The 17,589-nt window shown below is 72.9% G+C and carries 18 protein-coding genes; 9 read left to right on the forward strand and 9 right to left on the reverse strand.

The genetic code is table 11. The features are described from left to right. A partial coding sequence (locus ACQB60_RS42635) for a TerD family protein (RefSeq protein ID WP_496931476.1) occupies nucleotides 1–706 on the forward strand: 706 nt, incomplete at its 5' end. A 22-nt stretch (nucleotides 707–728) separates the two neighbouring features. Here ACQB60_RS42635 and ACQB60_RS42640 read toward each other — a convergent pair. Beyond that, a complete protein-coding gene (locus ACQB60_RS42640) occupies nucleotides 729–1,955 on the reverse strand; it encodes a glycosyltransferase (RefSeq protein WP_496931477.1) in 1,227 nt (408 codons plus the stop codon). 58 nt (nucleotides 1,956–2,013) lie between these two features. On the opposite strand from ACQB60_RS42640, the gene ACQB60_RS42645 reads away from it, so the two are divergent. Together ACQB60_RS42645 and ACQB60_RS42650 are read left to right on the forward strand one after the other, a co-directional pair. Continuing rightward, nucleotides 2,014–2,811 (forward strand): glutamate racemase, encoded by a 798-nt coding sequence (locus ACQB60_RS42645; RefSeq protein WP_496931478.1) that lies wholly within the window; start codon nucleotides 2,014–2,016, stop codon nucleotides 2,809–2,811. A 93-nt stretch (nucleotides 2,812–2,904) separates the two neighbouring features. After that, nucleotides 2,905–3,453, forward strand: a complete 549-nt coding sequence (locus tag ACQB60_RS42650; RefSeq protein ID WP_496931479.1) for a hypothetical protein — start codon at nucleotides 2,905–2,907, stop codon at nucleotides 3,451–3,453. Nucleotides 3,454–3,502: 49 nt separating this feature from the next. Here ACQB60_RS42650 and ACQB60_RS42655 read toward each other — a convergent pair whose 3' ends face one another. Beyond that, on the reverse strand, nucleotides 3,503–4,561 hold the full coding sequence (locus ACQB60_RS42655; protein WP_496931480.1) for an O-antigen ligase family protein: 1,059 nt from the start codon (nucleotides 4,559–4,561) through the stop codon (nucleotides 3,503–3,505). A gap of 235 nt (nucleotides 4,562–4,796) precedes the next feature. Here ACQB60_RS42655 and lnt point away from each other — a divergent pair, with 235 nt between their 5' ends. Continuing rightward, nucleotides 4,797–6,401, forward strand: a complete 1,605-nt coding sequence (gene lnt, locus ACQB60_RS42660) for an apolipoprotein N-acyltransferase (RefSeq protein ID WP_496931481.1) — start codon at nucleotides 4,797–4,799, stop codon at nucleotides 6,399–6,401. On the opposite strand, the gene ACQB60_RS42665 is transcribed toward lnt, so the two are convergent. Further along, nucleotides 6,370–6,837, reverse strand: coding sequence for a GNAT family N-acetyltransferase (locus tag ACQB60_RS42665; protein ID WP_496931557.1), 468 nt, complete (start codon nucleotides 6,835–6,837; stop codon nucleotides 6,370–6,372). The two genes, lnt and ACQB60_RS42665, sit on opposite strands and share 32 nt — an antisense overlap. Nucleotides 6,838–6,996: 159 nt before the next feature. On the opposite strand from ACQB60_RS42665, the gene ACQB60_RS42670 reads away from it, so the two are divergent. From ACQB60_RS42670 to ACQB60_RS42685, 4 genes are all read left to right on the forward strand, one after another. After that, nucleotides 6,997–7,482: an NUDIX hydrolase gene (locus ACQB60_RS42670; RefSeq protein ID WP_496931482.1), complete on the forward strand. Its 486-nt coding sequence runs from the start codon at nucleotides 6,997–6,999 to the stop codon at nucleotides 7,480–7,482. A gap of 56 nt (nucleotides 7,483–7,538) precedes the next feature. Next, nucleotides 7,539–8,729, forward strand: a complete 1,191-nt coding sequence (locus tag ACQB60_RS42675) for a methyltransferase (RefSeq protein ID WP_496931483.1) — start codon at nucleotides 7,539–7,541, stop codon at nucleotides 8,727–8,729. A 137-nt stretch (nucleotides 8,730–8,866) separates the two neighbouring features. Continuing rightward, complete coding sequence (locus ACQB60_RS42680) at nucleotides 8,867–10,888, forward strand: NADPH-dependent 2,4-dienoyl-CoA reductase (protein WP_496931484.1); 2,022 nt, start codon at nucleotides 8,867–8,869, stop codon at nucleotides 10,886–10,888. Between the two features lie 15 nt (nucleotides 10,889–10,903). After that, on the forward strand, nucleotides 10,904–11,443 hold the full coding sequence (locus tag ACQB60_RS42685; RefSeq protein ID WP_496931485.1) for a PadR family transcriptional regulator: 540 nt from the start codon (nucleotides 10,904–10,906) through the stop codon (nucleotides 11,441–11,443). 76 nt (nucleotides 11,444–11,519) lie between these two features. Here the strand turns inward: ACQB60_RS42685 and ACQB60_RS42690 are convergent, their stop codons facing one another. Both ACQB60_RS42690 and ACQB60_RS42695 read right to left on the reverse strand, forming a co-directional pair. Then, nucleotides 11,520–12,026: a hypothetical protein gene (locus ACQB60_RS42690; protein ID WP_496931486.1), complete on the reverse strand. Its 507-nt coding sequence runs from the start codon at nucleotides 12,024–12,026 to the stop codon at nucleotides 11,520–11,522. A 200-nt stretch (nucleotides 12,027–12,226) separates the two neighbouring features. After that, the gene (locus tag ACQB60_RS42695) at nucleotides 12,227–13,216 is read right to left on the reverse strand and encodes a fibronectin type III domain-containing protein (protein ID WP_496931487.1); all 990 of its coding nucleotides are present in this window, start codon (nucleotides 13,214–13,216) and stop codon (nucleotides 12,227–12,229) included. Between the two features lie 309 nt (nucleotides 13,217–13,525). On the opposite strand from ACQB60_RS42695, the gene ACQB60_RS42700 reads away from it, so the two are divergent. After that, nucleotides 13,526–14,371, forward strand: coding sequence for a glycoside hydrolase family 75 protein (locus ACQB60_RS42700; RefSeq protein ID WP_496931488.1), 846 nt, complete (start codon nucleotides 13,526–13,528; stop codon nucleotides 14,369–14,371). A gap of 56 nt (nucleotides 14,372–14,427) precedes the next feature. Here the strand turns inward: ACQB60_RS42700 and ACQB60_RS42705 are convergent, their stop codons facing one another. From ACQB60_RS42705 to ACQB60_RS42720, 4 genes are all read right to left on the reverse strand, one after another. Continuing rightward, on the reverse strand, nucleotides 14,428–14,838 hold the full coding sequence (locus tag ACQB60_RS42705; protein ID WP_496931489.1) for a PTS-dependent dihydroxyacetone kinase phosphotransferase subunit DhaM: 411 nt from the start codon (nucleotides 14,836–14,838) through the stop codon (nucleotides 14,428–14,430). Continuing rightward, nucleotides 14,835–15,500 (reverse strand): dihydroxyacetone kinase subunit DhaL, encoded by a 666-nt coding sequence (gene dhaL / locus ACQB60_RS42710; protein ID WP_496931490.1) that lies wholly within the window; start codon nucleotides 15,498–15,500, stop codon nucleotides 14,835–14,837. Before dhaL ends, ACQB60_RS42705 begins: the two co-directional genes overlap by 4 nt. A 28-nt stretch (nucleotides 15,501–15,528) precedes the next feature. Further along, on the reverse strand, nucleotides 15,529–16,521 hold the full coding sequence (gene dhaK / locus ACQB60_RS42715; protein ID WP_496931491.1) for a dihydroxyacetone kinase subunit DhaK: 993 nt from the start codon (nucleotides 16,519–16,521) through the stop codon (nucleotides 15,529–15,531). A gap of 124 nt (nucleotides 16,522–16,645) precedes the next feature. Next, complete coding sequence (locus ACQB60_RS42720; RefSeq protein WP_496931492.1) at nucleotides 16,646–17,233, reverse strand: endonuclease VII domain-containing protein; 588 nt, start codon at nucleotides 17,231–17,233, stop codon at nucleotides 16,646–16,648. Nucleotides 17,234–17,589 lie beyond the last annotated feature (356 nt).

Consider the following 17,589-nt stretch of genomic DNA (forward strand, 5'->3'; position numbering starts at 1 on the left):
GACGTGGCGTCGGGCTTCGCGTACGTCCGGCCCTTCCAGGCCGCCCCCCGCCGCGGCCGCTCCTCCGGTGCGCCTGACGAAGGTCACGCTCACCAAGGAGGCCCCCGCGGTCTCCCTGACGAAGCAGGGCGGCACCTCCGGCGCGATGCGCGTGAACCTCAACTGGGAGGTGCGCAAGCAGTTCAAGGGGTGGGGCGCCAAGCTCGGCCGGGCCGTCGCCATGCATGCCGACCTCGACCTGGACCTGTGCGCGCTCTATGAACTCGCCGACGGCCGCAAGGGAGTGGTCCAGGCGCTCGGCAACGCCTTCGGGGCGTTCCACCAGCCGCCGTTCATGCAGCTCGACGCGGACGACCGCACCGGGGCGTCGGCCAGCGGCGAGAACCTCACCATCAACCTCGACCACGCGCAGGACTTCCGGCGCATCATCATCTTCGTGACCATCTACGAAGGCGCGCGCAGCTTCGCCGACCTGCACGCCACGGTCACGCTCATGCCGCAGCACGGAGCCCCCGTCGAGTTCTTCCTCGACGAGTGCACGGTGCCCTCCACGGTGTGCGCGCTCGCGCTCATCACCAACAACGGAGGAGACCTGGTCGTGCAGCGCGAGGCCCGCTACCTGGTGCCCGAGCGCGGGGTGAGCCCGCAGCGCACCATCGACTACGCGTACGGCTGGGGCATGAACTGGACGCCCGGCCGCAAGTGACGCCGCGGCGGGGGCGGTCGGCTCAGGTCTGCTCCAGGTCCGGCCTGGCGTCGGGTCCGCTGGCAGACCGGGCATCGGACGTGGCGTCGGGCTTCGCGTACGTCCGGCCCTTCCAGGCCGCCCCCCGCCCCCGGTAGTGCTGCACCGCCGAGTCCACGGTCATCAGCAGGTACAGGAACGCGGTGAAGGGCAGCAGCGGCGCGAGCCACAGGGGCTGGCGGTAGTAGCGCAGCATCGGGACGTACGTCGCCGTCATGAGCAGCCAGGCGAGACCGCCCGCCCCAGCCACCGCCGCGTTCCCCGTGGCCAGGCCCGCCACCAGAGCCACGGGCGGGACCAGGTAGACGACGGCGAGCCCGGCGACCGTGCCGACGAGCAGCGCCGGGCTGTGCCGCAGCTGGGCGTAGGCGCTGCGGGACACCATGCGCCACAGGTCGGCCAGGCGCGGATAGGGCCGCACGCTGTCGACACGGTCGGCGAGACCGAGCCAGATGTGTCCGCCGGAGCGCTTCACCGCGCGCGCGAGGGCGACGTCGTCGATGACGGCGTGCCGGATCGCGTCGGGCACCCGGGCCCGCTCCGCCGCCTCCGCGCGCAGCAGCACACAGCCGCCCGCGGCCGCCGCGGTCCTGCCGCCCCTGCGCGCGATCCAGCGGAACGGATACAGCTGCGCGAAGAAGTACACGAACGCCGGGACGACCAGGCGCTCCCACAGGCTCACCACGCGCAGCCGGGCCATCAGCGAGACGAGGTCGTGGCCCCCGGCCCGGGCGGCGGCCACCAACTCCCGCAGACTGTCCGGCTCATGGGCGATGTCCGCGTCGGTGAGCAGCAGGTACTCGGGCTCACGCGCGCGTGCCAGGCCGATTCCGTGGCGGACCGCCCACAGCTTGCCCGTCCAGCCGGAGGGGGGCTCGCCGGGCGTCGTGACGGTCAGCGGGAGGCCGCCGTGGCGCGCGGCCAGGGAGCGGGCCAGCTCACCGGTGCCGTCCGAACTCCCGTCGTCGACAAGGAAGATCTCGGCCCGCCCCGGATAGTCCTGGACGAGCAAGGAGGGCAGGCTTTCGGCCAGCACCCCGGCCTCGTCGCGCGCGGGGACCACCACACAGACGGAAGGCCACTGCCCGGTCTCCGCCGCTTGCGCGCGAGGTGGCAGCCGCAGGTCCGTACGCCAGAAGAAGCCCTGCCCCAACAGCAGCCACACCCAGGCGAGAAGCGAAGCTGCGGCGATCCACACGACGGCGCTCATCCGCCGCAGTCTGCCCCACACCGACGGACCCGTGGGGGCGATCGGCTAGGGTGACCGGGTGAAGATCGCGCTCATGGACTCCGGTATCGGACTGCTCGCAGCGGCGGCCGCGGTGCGTCGCCTGCGGCCCGGCGTGGATCTCGTTCTCTCCTCGGACCCGGACGGACTGCCGTGGGGCCCGCGCACGCCCGAGGACCTCGTCGAGCGCTCCCTCGCCGTCGCCGAGGCGGCCGCGAAGCACGGCCCGGACGCGCTGATCGTGGCCTGCAACACCTCGTCCGTGCACGCCCTTCCCGCGCTGCGGGCCCGCCTCGAACCGGAGATCCCGGTCATCGGCACCGTCCCGGCGATCAAGCCCGCCGCGGCCGGCGGCGGCCCCGTCGCCATCTGGGCCACCCCCGCCACCACCGGCAGTCCCTACCAGCGCGGCCTCATCGAGGAGTTCGCGCCCGGCGTCGCCGTCACCGAAGTGCCGTGCCCCGGTCTCGCCGACGCCGTGCAGTACGCCGACGAGCAGGCCATCACGGACGCGATCAACGCCGCTGCGGCCCTCACCCCGACCGATGTAAGCACCGTCGTCCTGGGCTGCACCCATTACGAGCTGGTTGCGGAGCGTATTCGTTCAGCTGTCCAGCAGCCCGGTCGGCCGCCGCTCGTGCTGCACGGTTCGGCGGGCGCCGTCGCCGCCCAGGGGCTGCGCAGGGCCGCCGAGCGGGCCGGCGCGGACGGTGCCTCCGCGGTCGCCGAGGACGGCCGTCTCACCGTCATCCTCAGCGGACGCGAGGCCGAGCTGCCCGCGGCCGCCCTGAACTACGCCGAGGGCAGGCTCCTCGCGTCGGTCAGCCCCGCACGCTGACGCACCCGCCGCCCCGCGCGCGAGGACCCCACCGGAGCAGTGACTCTGTGCGACGCGGTGCCTTCACAGCGGAACGTGAGTAGTCTCTTGCCCATGAGGGACCACACCCACGGCGAGCACGGCGGCGCCGACTCCCTGCCCGAGATCTGGACCGGACGCGCGACGAACCGCGCCCAGTGGCTGCTCGCCGTGGCCGGTGCCGCCTGCATGGCGCTCGGCATCGAGCTGGCCGTGGACTCCGTGTGGACCTCCGGGATCGCGCCGCTCGCGATGTCCGTCGTGGGCTGCATCGCCGCCGGGCTGCTGATGCTCTACGGCACGCTGGCGTTCGTGCACGTCGCCGTGAAGGTCGACAAGGACTGCCTCGAGGTGCGCTGTGGCCACATGGGCCTGCCGCGCCGCCGCATCCCGCTCTCCCACGTCGTCGGCGCCGACTTCGCGCCCCGGGTCACCCCGCGCCAGTGGGGCGGCTGGGGCTACCGGTGGCGGCCCGAGAAGGGCACCGCCGTGGTGGTGCGGCGCGGCGAGGGCGTCGTGCTCAGCCTCGGCGACGGCCGGAAGTTCACCGTCACCGTCGACAACGCCGAGGCCGCGGTGCGCATCATCCGCGACCGCCTCCGCCTCGCCGGAACCGCCGTGTAACGACCTGCCCACACGCTCCTTCGAAGCGGTGCGGAACCCTTGAGGCCGTCTAGGGCCTGTCCGGGGCCCGCACCGCTTCGTCGTGGAAGGGGCGTGCCGTCGCGATGCCCGCGAGGAGGCCCGCTCCCGTCGTCACGGCGGTCACGCTCAGGGCGTTGCCGACGGCGGCGACGAGCGCGAGCGCCGTGAGGGCGGCGCCCGCCGAGAGCACCACCTGGGTGGAGCGGGGGGAGCGCCACAGCGCGTACAGGAGCCAGCAGAACACCGCCGCGAACAGGGCCACGCCGATGAGACCCTGTTCGGCGGCCTGCTGCAGCGGTGCCGAGTGCGGCTTGCCGTCGGAGAGGAGCGTCCCGGCGGCCGTCGGGCTGACGTCGCCGAAGCGGCCGGGGCCCGCGCCGAGCGCCGGTTCCCGGGCCGCGATGTCGAAGGCGTCCCGCCACAGCAGCAGCCGGTGCTCGGTCAGTTGACCCTCCAGCGAGGCGTTGAGCCCGTACGGCAGGACGCCGCCCGCGGCGATCGCCCACACCAGGCCGGTCACCAGGGCGGTCGCGCCCGCGAGGCCCGCGAGCCCGAGGCCCCGGTGGCGCATCAGGGAGACGGCGAGGGAGCAGAGCAGGATCACGGCGCAGGCGACGAGTGCGGTGACCGAGCCGAGGACGCCCGCGATCACGGCGGTCGCGGCCGTGAGCAGGCGCAGGGCGATCCGGGCCCCCGGCCGCCGCGCCGACCAGGCCGCACAGCAGGCGCCCCCCGCGGCCAGGATCAGGAGCGCGGCGGTGGCGCCCTCGGGGCCGAGCGGCGCATTGGCCTCGGGGCCCCGGACGACGTGCGGCGCCGCCACCGCGAGGGCGAGGCCCACCAGCGCGCCCGCGCACGGAGCCGCCACCGGGAGCAGGGCACCGCAGATGCGTCCGCCCGCGTACCCCGCCGTCACGGCGAGCACCGCGAGCAGGACGCCCTCGGGCTGTCCGCCGTGCACGCCCGCGCTGATCAGCGCCCAGGCCGCGCACGCCCCGAGCAGCGCGATGCCGGTCGCGTCGGACGCGCCGCGCCGTTCGCGCGCAGCCGCTGTCCCCGTCGTCGTGGCCGTCCCCGTTGACCCCACCCCGTCGCCCCCTGATGCGTGCCGGTCCCGGGACGCCGTGGCCGCATGCGTACGTGTGGCCGATTCGCGCCGGGCGCCGGGGACTCGGGCACACCGTAACGGCTGCTGGTCCCCTTTGTGGATGTGTTGCGCAGGAACGATCCCGCGACGACCGGGATGTCCCCCTTTTCCGGGCGCTCCAGGAGGCGGTGGACCACGCTGTCCGGGGCCTGGTCACGCGCCGTACACTCCCCGGGTGACCGCCACCACCACCTCCGTAGACGAGTCGGAGCAGCTCGGACCGCAGCCCGAGCCCGAAGCCAGGGCCGCTCGGCTGCTGCGCCGCTTCGGCCCGGCCGTCGGGGCGGCGCTCTCCGGAGTGCTGCTCTACGTCAGTTTTCCGCCACGCACCCTGTGGTGGCTCGCGGTCCCGGCGTTCGCGGGGCTCGCGTGGTGTCTGCGCGGCCGCTCGTGGAAGGCGGGGCTCGGGCTCGGCTATCTCTTCGGGCTCGGCTTCCTGCTGCCGCTCCTGGTGTGGACCGGCGTCGAGGTGGGGCCCGGCCCGTGGCTGGCGCTCGCCGCGATCGAGGCCGTCTTCATCGCGCTCGTCGGGGCGGGCATCGCGACGGTCTCGCGGCTGCCCGCCTTCCCGCTCTGGGCGGCCGCACTGTGGACCGCGGGAGAGGCGGCGCGCGCGCGTGTGCCCTTCAACGGCTTCCCCTGGGGCAAGGTCGCCTTCGGCCAGGCCGACGGGGTCTTCCTGCCGCTGGCCGCGCTCGGTGGTACGCCGGTGCTCGGCTTCGCCGTCGTGCTCTGCGGGTTCGGGCTCGCCGAGGCGGTACGCCAGGTGGTCGCCGTGCGCCGCGGCGGGGGCCTGCGGCGGGGCGCCGCCGTCGCGGCCGCGCTCAGCGTGCTGGTGCCCGTCGCCGGAGCGTTCGCGGCGAAGCCGCTCGTCAGCGACGACGCGGAGGACGGCACCGCGACCGTGGCCGCGATCCAGGGCAACGTCCCGCGCGCGGGGCTCGCGTTCAACGCGCAGCGCCGGGCCGTCCTCGACCACCACGTGCGCGAGACCGAACGGCTCGCCGCGCGGGTCGCGCAGGGCAAGGCGCCCCAGCCCGACTTCGTCCTGTGGCCGGAGAACTCCTCCGACATCGACCCCTTCACCAACCCCGACGCCCGCGGCGTGATCGACGGCGCGGTCAAGGCCATCGGCGTGCCCCTCTCCGTGGGCGGCGTGGTCGAGTCCAAGGACGGCAAGCTCTACAACGAGCAGATCCTGTGGGACCCGAAGAAGGGCCCCACGGACACGTACGACAAGCGCCAGATCCAGCCCTTCGGCGAGTACATCCCGCTGCGGTCCGTCGTCGGCGTCTTCAGCAGCGAGATCGGCAAGGTCCGCAAGGACTTCAGCAGGGGCGGCAAGCCGGGCGTCTTCACCATGGCGGGCACCAAGGTCGGCATCGCGACCTGCTACGAGGCGGCCTTCGACTGGGCGGTGCGCGACACCGTCACGGGCGGCGCCCAGCTCATCTCCGTGCCGAGCAACAACGCGACCTTCGACCGCAGCGAGATGACCTACCAGCAGCTCGCCATGTCCCGGATCCGCGCCGTCGAGCACAGCCGCTCCGTCGTCGTGCCGGTGACCAGCGGCGTCAGCGCGATGATCATGCCCGACGGGCGGATCACGCAGAAGACGACGTGGTTCACCGCGGACTCGCTCGTGCAGAAGATGCCGCTGCGCTCGTCCACGACGCCCGCCACCGAACTCGGCATCCTGCCCGAGATGGTGCTCGTCCTCGTCGCGGCGGGCGGCCTCGCCTGGCCCGTCACCGCACGGGTGCGCTCGCGTCGCTCCTGAAGGCGATCCACACGTCCGGGGGCAGCTCCGGGCGGCCCGGGACCGGCCGCCGCTCCTCGGTCCACGCGTCGCCGGCGACCGCGGCGGCGACGCGGCGCCAGAAGCGGACCGCGGCCGCGTTCTCGTCCTGGAAGGCGACCTCCCACGGCCCGGGGTGGCGGGCGACGACCTCGCGCACGGCCTGCAGCCCGAGCCCGCTCCTGCGGGCCGCGCGGACGACGAAGAAGCTGTTGAGGACGCGCGTCGGCCCGTCGAGGCCACGGACGAAGGCGAGCCCGACCGGGGACGCGCCATGGCTCAGCAGATACGGCGCCCAGTCGGTGCTGCCCGAGAGGGCCAGTTCGAGCCGGTCGCCGCGGAAGGTCCCGTCGGGGTTCGGGGGCAGGCCGGAGAACTCCGACATGTCGTGCCGGAACATCAGCCAGAGCCGTTCCATGAGGGGGCGGTCGGCGGGGGTCGCGAGGCGTATGGAGAGGTCGGTCGAGTCGGTCACGGGGGCTCCTTCGCGGAGTGGGCAGGACAGGGTGAAGGTATCCGCGTGGCCGAAATCGGGCTGCCCGTAAGGGCGGTGGCCGGGCGCGGTTAGGGTCGGAGCATGGCTACTCCTGATTTCATCCGTGCGCTCCGGGCCGACGCAGGCCACCAGCTCCTCTGGCTGCCGGGGGTCACCGCCATCGTCTTCGACGACGCCGGACGCGTCCTGCTCGGGCAGCGCGCCGACAACGGCAAGTGGTCGGTGATCGGCGGCATCCCGGAGCCGGGGGAGCAGCCCGCGGCGTGCGCCGTGCGCGAGGTGTACGAGGAGACGGCCGTGCACTGTGTGCCCGAGCGGGTGGTGCTCGTGGAGTCCCTGAAGCCGGTCACGTATCCCAATCAGGACCAGTGCCAGTACATGGACATCACCTTCCGGTGCCGCGCGGTCGGCGGGGAGCCGCGGGTCAATGACGACGAGTCGCTGGACGTGGCGTGGTTCGACGTGGACGCGCTGCCGGACCTGCACGAGTTCAGCAGCCTCCGGATCAAGCAGGCGCTCGCCGACGCGCCCACGTGGTTCGACCCCGGGCTTGCCGCCGGGCAGTGATCCCGCCGCCGGACGGTGATCGGGAGGTCGGCGCGCTCCGTTAGCCTGAGGGCACGATGAACCGTTTGAGCACGTCGTGGGGCGCGTACGACCTCACCCGCTTTCCCGAGGACCCCCGCGACCAGCTCCGTGCCTGGTCGGCGGCCGACGCCTATCTGCTGCGTTACCTGGCAGGTGAGGACGGCGGCGGCGAGACGCCCGTCGACCTGTCGGGGACGGTGGCCGTGGTCGGTGACCGGTGGGGCGCCCTGACCACCTCGCTCGCTGCCCACGCGCACACGACGGTGCAGATCACCGACTCGTTCCTGGCTCGGGAGGCGACCCGGGCCAATCTCGCGCGGGCCTCTCTCGCCCCGGACGCCGTCCGGCTGTCGACGACCCGGGACGAGCCGCCGGCCCGCGGCGCCGTCGATGTACTGCTGGTGCGCGTACCGAAGTCCCTCGCGCTCCTGGAGGACCAGCTGCACCGGCTCGCGCCCGCGCTGCACGCGGGCAGCGTCGTGGTCGGCACCGGCATGGTGACGGAGATCCACACCTCCACCCTGGAGGTGTTCGAGCGGATCGTCGGGCCGACCCGGACGTCCCTGGCCCGGCAGAAGGCGCGGCTCGTCTTCAGCACGCCCGTGGCTGAGGGAAGGGGCGACTCCAGCCCCTGGCCGCGCAGTTACGTCCTCGACGGGGACGCCGGGGCGGGCGCGGGGCTGACCGCCGTCAACCACGCGGGCATCTTCTGCGCCGAGCGGCTCGACATCGGCACCCGCTTCCTGTTGCGGCACTTCCCCCGGATCCCGCGCGCCGCCCGGGTCGTGGACCTCGGCTGCGGCAACGGGATCCTCGGTGCGGCCGCCGCCGTCGCCGAGCCCGGGGCCGAGGTCACCTTCATCGACGAGTCCTTCCAGGCCGTGGCCTCGGCGGAAGAGACCTTCCGGGCCAACGCCCCCGAAGGCGCCGAGGCGGAGTTCGTGGCCGGGGACGCGCTGGACGCCGTGCCGCCCGCCTCCGTGGACCTCGTCCTCAACAACCCGCCGTTCCACAGCCACCAGGCGACCACCGACGCCACCGCCCGGCGCATGTTCGGCGGGGCGCGGGCCGCCCTGCGCGACGGCGGAGAGCTCTGGGTCGTCGGCAACCGCCACCTCGGCTATCACGTCCGCCTCAAGCGCCTCTTCGGGAACGTGGAGGTCGTGGCGAGCGACCGGAAGTTCGTGGTGCTCCGAGCGGTCAAGGCGCCGCACGCCAAGCGCTGACCCCGCGCCGCGGGTCTCGGCCGTGGTGCCGCCGTGACGTGCCGCCGTGATGCCGGACACCTCTTTGTGCAACTAGTTGCATAAGGGGGTCGGCGGCCTCTACAACTGTGGTGACGACACCGCGTACGGAGGGCCGCATGAGCCGTTACCCGAACCTGCTGAACCCGCTCGACCTGGGCTTCACCACGCTGCCCAACCGCGTGCTCATGGGGTCCATGCACGTGGGCCTGGAGGAGACGCCGGGCGGCTTCGAGCGGATGGCGGAGTTCTACGCGACCCGCGCGCGGGGCGGCGTCGGCCTGATCGTGACGGGCGGCATCGCCCCGAACGAGCTGGGCAGGCCCTGGGACGGCGGCGCCAAGCTGACCACCGAGGCCGAGGCCGAGGAGCACGCGGGCATCACCGCCGCCGTGCACCGCGAGGGCGGCCGGATCGCGATGCAGATCCTGCACTTCGGGCGGTACGCGTACCACGACCAGCTCGTCGCCCCGAGTGCCCTCCAGGCGCCCATCAGCCCCTTCGTGCCGCGCGCCCTGGAGGACGACGAGGTCGAGCAGACCGTCGAGGACTTCGTGCGCGCCGCCGAGCTGGCCAGGCTCGCCGGGTACGACGGCGTCGAAGTCATGGGCTCCGAGGGCTACTTGATCAACGAGTTCATCGCGGCCCCCACGAATCAGCGCACCGACCGGTGGGGCGGCTCCTACGAGAACCGGATCCGCTTCCCCGTCGAGATCGTGCGCCGCACCCGCGAGCGCCTGGGCGACGACTTCATCATCATCTACCGGCTCTCCATGCTGGACCTCGTCCCCGGGGGCTCCACCCTCGACGAGGTCGTACAGCTCGCCAAGGAGATCGAGGCCGCGGGCGCCACCATCATCAACACCGGCATCGGCTGGCACGAGGCCCGCATCCCCACCATCGCGACCTCGGTGCCGCGTGGCGCGTACAGCTTCGTCACGAAGAAGCTCATGGGCGAGGTCTCCGTCCCCCTCGTGACCGTCAACCGCATCAACACCCCCGAGATCGCCGAGCAGTTGCTCGCCGACGGCGCCGCCGACATGGTGTCCCTCGCCCGGCCGCTGCTCGCCGACCCCGACTTCGTGAACAAGGCGAAGGCCGAGGACGCCGACGCCATCAACACCTGCATCGGCTGCAACCAAGCCTGCCTCGACCACACCTTCCAGCTGCAGATCACCTCCTGCCTGGTGAACCCGCGCGCCTGCCACGAGACCGAGCTGGTGCTCGCGCCGACCCGCACCAAGAAGCGCGTCGCCGTCGTCGGCGCCGGTCCCGCCGGGCTCGCCTGCGCCGTCTCGGCGGCCGAGCGCGGCCACGCCGTGACCCTCTTCGACGCCGCCGCCGAGATCGGTGGGCAGCTCAACGTCGCCCGCAAGGTCCCCGGCAAGGAGGAGTTCGACGAGACGCTGCGCTACTTCCGTACGCGGCTCGAACGGCTCGGTGTGGACGTCCGGTTGAACCACCGCGCCACCGTCGACGAGCTCGGCGCGGACGCGTACGACGAGGTGGTCGTCGCGACCGGCGTCACGCCCCGCACGCCCGAGATCCCCGGCGTCGACCACCCCAAGGTCGTGGGCTACCTCGACGTGCTGCGCGACGAGGCGCACGTGGGGGAGCGGGTCGCGATCATCGGTGCGGGCGGCATCGGCTTCGACGTCGCCGAGTACCTCACCGACAGCGGCGACAAGGCGAGCCTCGACCCGGCCACGTACTTCCGGCAGTGGGGCGTCGACATGGACTACCAGGGCCGCGGCGGCCTGATCGCGCCCGAGCGGCCCGCGCCGCCGCGCTCCGTCCACCTCCTGCAGCGCAAGACGTCCAAGGTCGGCCAGGGCCTCGGCAAGACCACCGGCTGGATCCACCGCACCGAGCTGCGCCACCGCGGCGTGACGATGGTCGCGGGCGTGAGCTACGACCGCATCGACGACGCGGGCCTGCACATCACCGTGGACGGCGACAGCCAGCTCATCCCGGTCGACACCGTCGTCCTGTGCAGCGGCCAGGACCCGCGCCGCGGCCTGTACGAGGAGCTGTGCGCCGCCGGTCGGGAGGCGCACCTCATCGGCGGCGCCGACGTGGCCGCCGAGCTGGACGCGAAGCGGGCCATCAAGCAGGGCACGGAGCTCGCGGCCGCGCTCTGACCGTAGGGTGCCTGCATGTCACTGCCGCACGCCATCCTCACCGCCCTGCTCGAGAAGCCGTCGTCGGGGATCGAGCTGACCCGCAGGTTCGACAAGTCGATCGGCTACTTCTGGTCGGCCACGCACCAGCAGATCTACCGGGACCTCGGGAAGCTGGAGCGGGACGGGCTGATCCGGGCGCTGCCCACGGATCAGCCCACGCGCGGCCAGAAGAAGGAGTACGAGGTGCTGCCCGAGGGCCGCGCCGAGCTGGCCCGGTGGACGGCGGAGAGCCAGGACCCCAAGGCGCTGCGGGACCCGCTGGCGGTGCGGATCCGGGCGGCCGCCGTCGTCGGCACCGAGGGCCTCGTCGCTGATCTCCAGCGCCATCTCGGGCTGCACCAGCGGCAGTTGGAGACCTACCAGGAGATCGAGAAGCGCGATTTCCCCGCGGGCACGGAGGCGCTCGACGACCGGCTGCGGCACCTGGTGCTGCGGGCCGGGATCGACATGGAGACGTTCTGGACGAACTGGCTCACGCAGGTGCTCGAGGAGTTGGGGGAGGAGTCCGCCTGAGTGTGGCGGACAGACGGCTGCCGCCGGTCCGGCACGGGGCCGGGCCGGCGGCAGCCGGTGTGCGGTGGAGCAGGAGCTAGCTCCGGTTCTGCGCGCCGCGGCGCCGGATGTACCAGGCGCCGCCCCCGCCCACGGCCGCGGCCACGAGGGCCCCGCCCGCGACGAGGGTGATCGTCCCCCGGTCCTCCGTACCGCCCCCGAGCCCCCCGCGGACGCCGCGCGTGGGCGACGTCGTCGAGGAGATGGTCGGCGAGGTGCCGACCGTGACGGTCTGGGTACCGGCGGTCGAGCCGTCCTGGCAGACCACCGCCACCGTGTAGGTGCCGGGAGTGACGCCCTGCCAGGAGCCGCTGCCGTTCGTCAGGTCCACCTGTTTGCCACCGGCGAAACTGGCGTTGCCGTTGCCCATCAACGACGCCCGTGCCCCGTTGGGACAGGCGCTGGTGCTGACGTTGACCGTGGATCCGGTGGCGGTCACGGAGATCCCCGAGCCCGCGACCGCCGGGGAGGCGGCCAGTGCCAGCGGAACGGCGAAGGCGGCGACGGTCAGGCCGGAGCGGACGGATATTTGAGTGGTACGCATGATGTCTGCCCTCCGGAGGCACGGGAGGCGGGACATCCCTTGCGCCGCCGAATTAGGGAAACCCCGTGCTACCTGACGTCGAGCCAACGCGCCGGGCAGACGGAGCGCATGCGGACCGCCCCCGGGCAGGTGACGGAATCCTTCGTCCGGCCGACGTCCGGGTTACGCGGGGGCGGGCGCCCGCTCTCAGGAGGCCGTCCTCAGCCGCCGGTCGTGACGGTCCGCTCGGGCGCGTAGCCGCCCCACGTTCCGTCAGGAAGCTTGGCCCGCAGCTTCACGCGGTGCGACTCGCCCGCCTTCTTGCCCACGTAGAAGCTGTGCCGGGCGGTGCCCTTGGGCGGCTTTCCGCCCCAGACCAGCGAGGTGGCCGACTGTCCGTCGAGCCGTATCTGGTACTCCGTCACCGCGCCGCCGGTGTGCGGGGGCGTCCACGACAGGTCGATGTAGTACGCCCCGTCCTTCGCGTGCGTGCGGGCGCGGAAGTCCGTCGGCGCGGTGCCCCGGGCCTCGCCCCCGCTGTCGTCGCCGTCCGCCGTCGTGGTGACGGCGGTGGCGGGGCTCGCGGGGGAGACGTTGTCGGCGGCGTCCCGCGCCTTGACCGTGAAGCGGTAGGACGTGCCCGGGCGCAGACCGGTGAGCACGGTGCTCGTCTCGTCCCCGTCGACGCTGTGGATCTGCGATCCGCCCTGATAGACGGCGTACGAGGCGATGCCCTGGTCGTCGTGCGACCTGCTCCACGACAGGGTCACCGCCCGGCTCCCGGCCGCCTTCGCGCGCAGCCGCCCCGGCCGGGTGGGGGCCTTGCTGTCCTCGGCCTTCGCGGCGGGCGTGGTGACCGAGAGGCGGGCGCTGTCGGCGGAGACGTTGCCCGCCCGGTCCCGGGCGCGGACCGTGAAGGTGTACGCGGTGCGGGGCTTCAGCCCGGTGACGTCGACCATGTGTTCCCGTTCGGGCAGTGACTTCACGCGCTTGCCGCTCCGGTACACGTCGTAGCCGGTGACCTCGGTGTCGTCGGTGGCCCTGTTCCACATGACGTGCACCGAAGTGGCGCTGCCCGCCTGGGCGGTGACGCCGCGCGGTGCCTCCGGGGGCCGGGTGTCCTTGCCGTCCTGGCCGCCCCAGGCGCAGGCGGTCAGGGCGCAGGCGGCGGTGACGGTGACGGTGGCCAGGGCGTGGGGGGTCCGTCGCACGGTCGTGCCTCTCGGTGGGCGGGCTGGGTTCCGGAACCGGTTCCGGAGGGATTCCGGGATGGGTCCGGGATCCGTTCCAGGTTTGGTCCAGACCTATTTGACACAGGTGACGAGGCCACATCAAGAGGTCGGAGGGGACGGGTCCGGGTCCTGCCCTGTTCCTGCCCCCTCCCTGCTCGGCCCCCTGAGGGACCGTCATGCACCGTCCGGACCCTGAGCGGTGGCCGCATCCCGCGGTCGGCACCAGATTGGGATGCCTGGCCCACGGGCCGTCATGTCCCCAGTTCCGTACGGAAGGTCCCCACTCCGATGCGCACCCGAACCGTCGCCCTCGCCGCGGCCGCCGGCGCCGCCCTGCTCGCCCCCGCGACGATGCCCGCCGCCGCCCGCCCCGCGGACGAGCCCGCCGCACACCCGGCCGACGAGCCCCTGCGGCCCGCCCTCGCGGCTCCGAGGGAACCCAACTCCCGTATGGGGACGGGAGGTTCCACATCCCATACGGCGAAGGAGGCTTCAGCCGCCTCCCCGGCGGTGAAAGAGGGATCATCCACCTCCCCGACGGCGAAAGAGGGTTCCGTCCGGGCGGCGGATCTCCTGGCCCGGCTCCGCTCGTGCAGACAGATCTCGCACGGCAAGTACCGCACCGACGACGGCGCCCGGGCCTCCGTCCCCGTCTGCGGCGGCAGGGGCGCCGTGTTCTGGAAGGCCGACATGGACATCGACTGCGACGGCCGCCCCAGCAGGGCCTGCAACCACCGCACCGACCCGCTCTTCGCGCCGATGACGGCCTTCCAGCAGTCCAACGGCGACCACTTGAGCGCGGAGCGGCTCCCGTACGTCGTCGTGCCCGGCGCGAGCCGCCGCTGGAACCCGGCCGCGCACGGCATCAAGGGCGGCGGGGTGGCCGCCGTCATCTACCGGGGGAAGGTCGAGTACGCGGTCGTCGGCGACACCGGACCCACCGACCTCATCGGCGAGGCGTCGTACGCCACGGCGCGCGCCCTCAGGATCCCGCCGAACCCGCGCACGGGCGGGGCCGGGCCCGAGGTCACGTATCTGCTCTTCAAGAACTCGCGGGTGTCCCCGGTGGAGAGCCACCGGGCAGCGGTCGCGCGCGGCGACGCGCTGGCCCGGCGGTTCCTGCGCGAGAACTGAGGGCGGCCCGGCGCCCGCTGCGCTTCTCCTTGCCGCTCCTCTGCCCGGGGCCGGACCTACTCCTTCCGGTACGCGTACGCCTCCGTGGCCGCCGCCTCGACCGCGGACAGGCCGGCGCCGGCCGACGCGGTCACCACGGCGGCCACGGCGCCCTCCACGAAGGGGGCGTCCACCAGGCGTGCGCCGTCCGGGAGTTCGTCGCCCTCGGCGAGCAGCGCCTTCACGGTGAGGACGGCGCTGCCGAGGTCGGCCAGAATCGCGACGCCCGCGCCGCGGTCCACCTTCGCGGCGGCCGCCGAGACGAGCTCGGAGCTCGTCCCGAAGCCGCCGTCCTCGGTGCCGCCCGCCGCGGCGACCGGGGCGGTGGCCCCACCGCCCGCGAGCCCCACGGCGAGCCCGGCGACGGACTCGGCGACGGCGGCGCTGTGCGACACGAGCACGATTCCGACGAGTCGATCTTCGCTCACTGCTCTGCTCCCCCTGCCTGCGCGAGGGCGGCGAAGAGGAGCGCGGAGGATGTCGCCCCCGGGTCCTGGTGCCCGATGCTGCGCTCGCCCAGGTAGCTGGCCCGGCCCTTGCGCGCCTGCAACGGAGTGGTGGCGAGCGCCCCTTCCTCGGCCGCGGCCCGCGCCGCCGCGAACGATTCGGTGAGTGCGTCGACGCCGGGTACGAGGGCGTCCAGCATGGTCTTGTCGCCGGGTGTCGCACCGCCGAGGGCGCTCACCGCGTCCACGCCGACGCGCAGGGCACGGGCGAACTCCTCCCGGCTCACCCCGGCCGCGTCGCCGTCCGCGTCCCCGCCCGCGGCGCCGAGCGCCTTCCCGGTGCGGCGCAGCAGCGTCCCGTACAGCGGCCCCGAGGCGCCGCCCACGGTGGAGATCAACTGCCGCCCCGCAAGGGTGAGTACGGCTCCGGGGGTGCCGGGCGCCTCCTTCTCCAGGACCTCCACGACGGCCGCGAAGCCGCGCCGCAGATTGCTGCCGTGGTCGGCGTCCCCGATCGGGGAGTCGAGTTCGGTGAGCCGCTCCGCCTCGCTGTCGACGAGCGCGGCGGCCGCCGTCAGCCAGTTCCGGAAGAAGGCGGCATCAAGTACGTCGGGTACCTCAGGTACCTCGGGTGCCTCGGGCACGGAATCTCCTCTCCTGTCACGTCCCCCCTCACATACCCCACCGCAGCCCGGCGGTGCGCACCGGCGCGTCCCACAGGCGCAGCAGTTCTTCGTCCACCTCGCACAGCGTGACCGAGGCCCCGGCCATGTCCAGGGAGGTCACATAGTTGCCGACGAGGGTGCGGGCGACGGGCACGCCGCGCTCGGTCAGCACGCGCTGCACCTCCGCGTTGAAACCGTAGAGCTCGAGCAGTGGAGTGGCCCCCATCCCGTTGACGAGCAGCAGCACGGGATTGCGCGGCCGCAGATCGTCGAGAACCGCCTCGACGGCGAAGTCGGCGATCTCCCGGGAGGTCATCATCGGCCGCCGCTCCCGCCCCGGCTCACCGTGGATCCCGATGCCCAACTCCAGCTCCCCGGCGGGCAGATCGAAGGTGGGGCTGCCCTTGGCGGGCGTCGTGCAGGGGCTCAGCGCGACGCCGAAGCTGCGCGCGCTCTCGTTGACCTGCCGGGCGACCGCCTCGACCCGCTCCAGCGGCAGCCCTTCCTCGGCGGCGGCACCGGCGATCTTCTCGACGAAGAGCGTGGCCCCGGTCCCGCGCCGCCCCGCCGTGAACAGGCTGTCGGTCACGGCGACGTCATCATTGACCAGCACCTTGGCGACCTGCACGCCCTCGTCCTCGGCGAGCTCGGCGGCCATGTCGAAGTTGAGCACGTCACCGGTGTAGTTCTTCACGACGAACAGCACGCCCGCACCGCTGTCCACGGCGGCCGCGGCCCGCACCATCTGGTCGGGCACGGGCGAGGTGAACACCTCACCGGGACAGGCGGCCGACAGCATCCCCGGCCCCACGAACCCCCCGTGCAACGGCTCATGCCCCGACCCGCCCCCCGACACGAGGGCCACCTTCCCCGCGACCGGGGCGTCCCTGCGTACGACCACGCGGTTCTCGACGTCCACGGTGAGCTCGGGATGCGCGGCGGCCATCCCGCGCAGGGCGTCGGCCACCACGGTCTCGGGGACGTTGATCAGCATCCTCATGGGTACCTCCGGGTGCGATGAGCAGCTGCGCTGCTGACCGGTGTCTTTCTTCGTCGGACATGGCGCAGGATGCCATCGGGGCACGGGGGTTGGACAGGAGGACAGGCGGAGGTCCGGCCCGTGGCTATGCCCCGTGCAGTTCGATGTACCGGATCGCGGCCCGAAGCCGGTCCACATCATCTCGGAAGTGCCCCAGAGCCAGGTTGCAGGCCCGGCACAAGAGGCCCCGTACCTTGCTGCTGTTGTGGCAGTGGTCGACGTGAGGGCTCAGGGTGCTGCTGCGGATCTCAAAGGGCTCCCGGCAGATCCAGTAGCGGTACTCCTGTTCCTCGAGCATCGCCAGGTACCGGTCGTAGGCGAGGCCGTAGAGGCGGAGCATCGCCGACTTCTGGTCCTTGAGCCACTTGCACGTCTTGCACACCCGCGTGCCCTGGTCGACGAAGAACCCCACGTCGGCGTACGCATGACCGTTGTGGCAGTGCGTCTCCGTGCCGCGGTAGGGCTCCCTGGCCGCTCGGAGGGGATGCTCCGGGGCATTGCGCTTCTTCGACTCCCAGCCGCACTGCCTGCACCCCCAAGCATCGCGGTGCGGTTGCCGGTAGAGGTTCTCGTCGTCCAGCTCGTGGCCGTTCACACAGTGGCTGGGGATCTCGGCCGCGCCCGGCTTCCGGTAGCGGCGGACCATGCCCGGCGAGGCGTGACCCACGGCCACGCAACGCCTGTTCCCACACGTGCGCTTGAGGATCTGCCCTTTCACGAGCCGGTCGTTCTCGCTCTCGTAGAGCCAACGGGCGACCACGGTCCGCCGAGACCCCCTGCCCCTCTCGGTGTCCGGCTCGAACCACACGGGGTGGCCGTCCTTGTTCAAGGACCCCTGCCAGATGAGGCACCCGCTCTCTCGCTCGCGCGTGGTGTCAGCTATCACCGTGAGACTCAGCGGGACATTCCGGAGCCCGGAGCCGGGAGCCACCGGGAGGGGAAGTGCACTGTTCTTGGTGCGTGCGCTCATCCTCGGACGGTACGCCGCCGAGAGGAGCGCGGTCGCCCGACCGATGAAACGTCACAGAG

This window comes from Streptomyces odontotermitis (genome assembly GCF_050510915.1).
Taxonomy (GTDB): domain Bacteria; phylum Actinomycetota; class Actinomycetes; order Streptomycetales; family Streptomycetaceae; genus Streptomyces.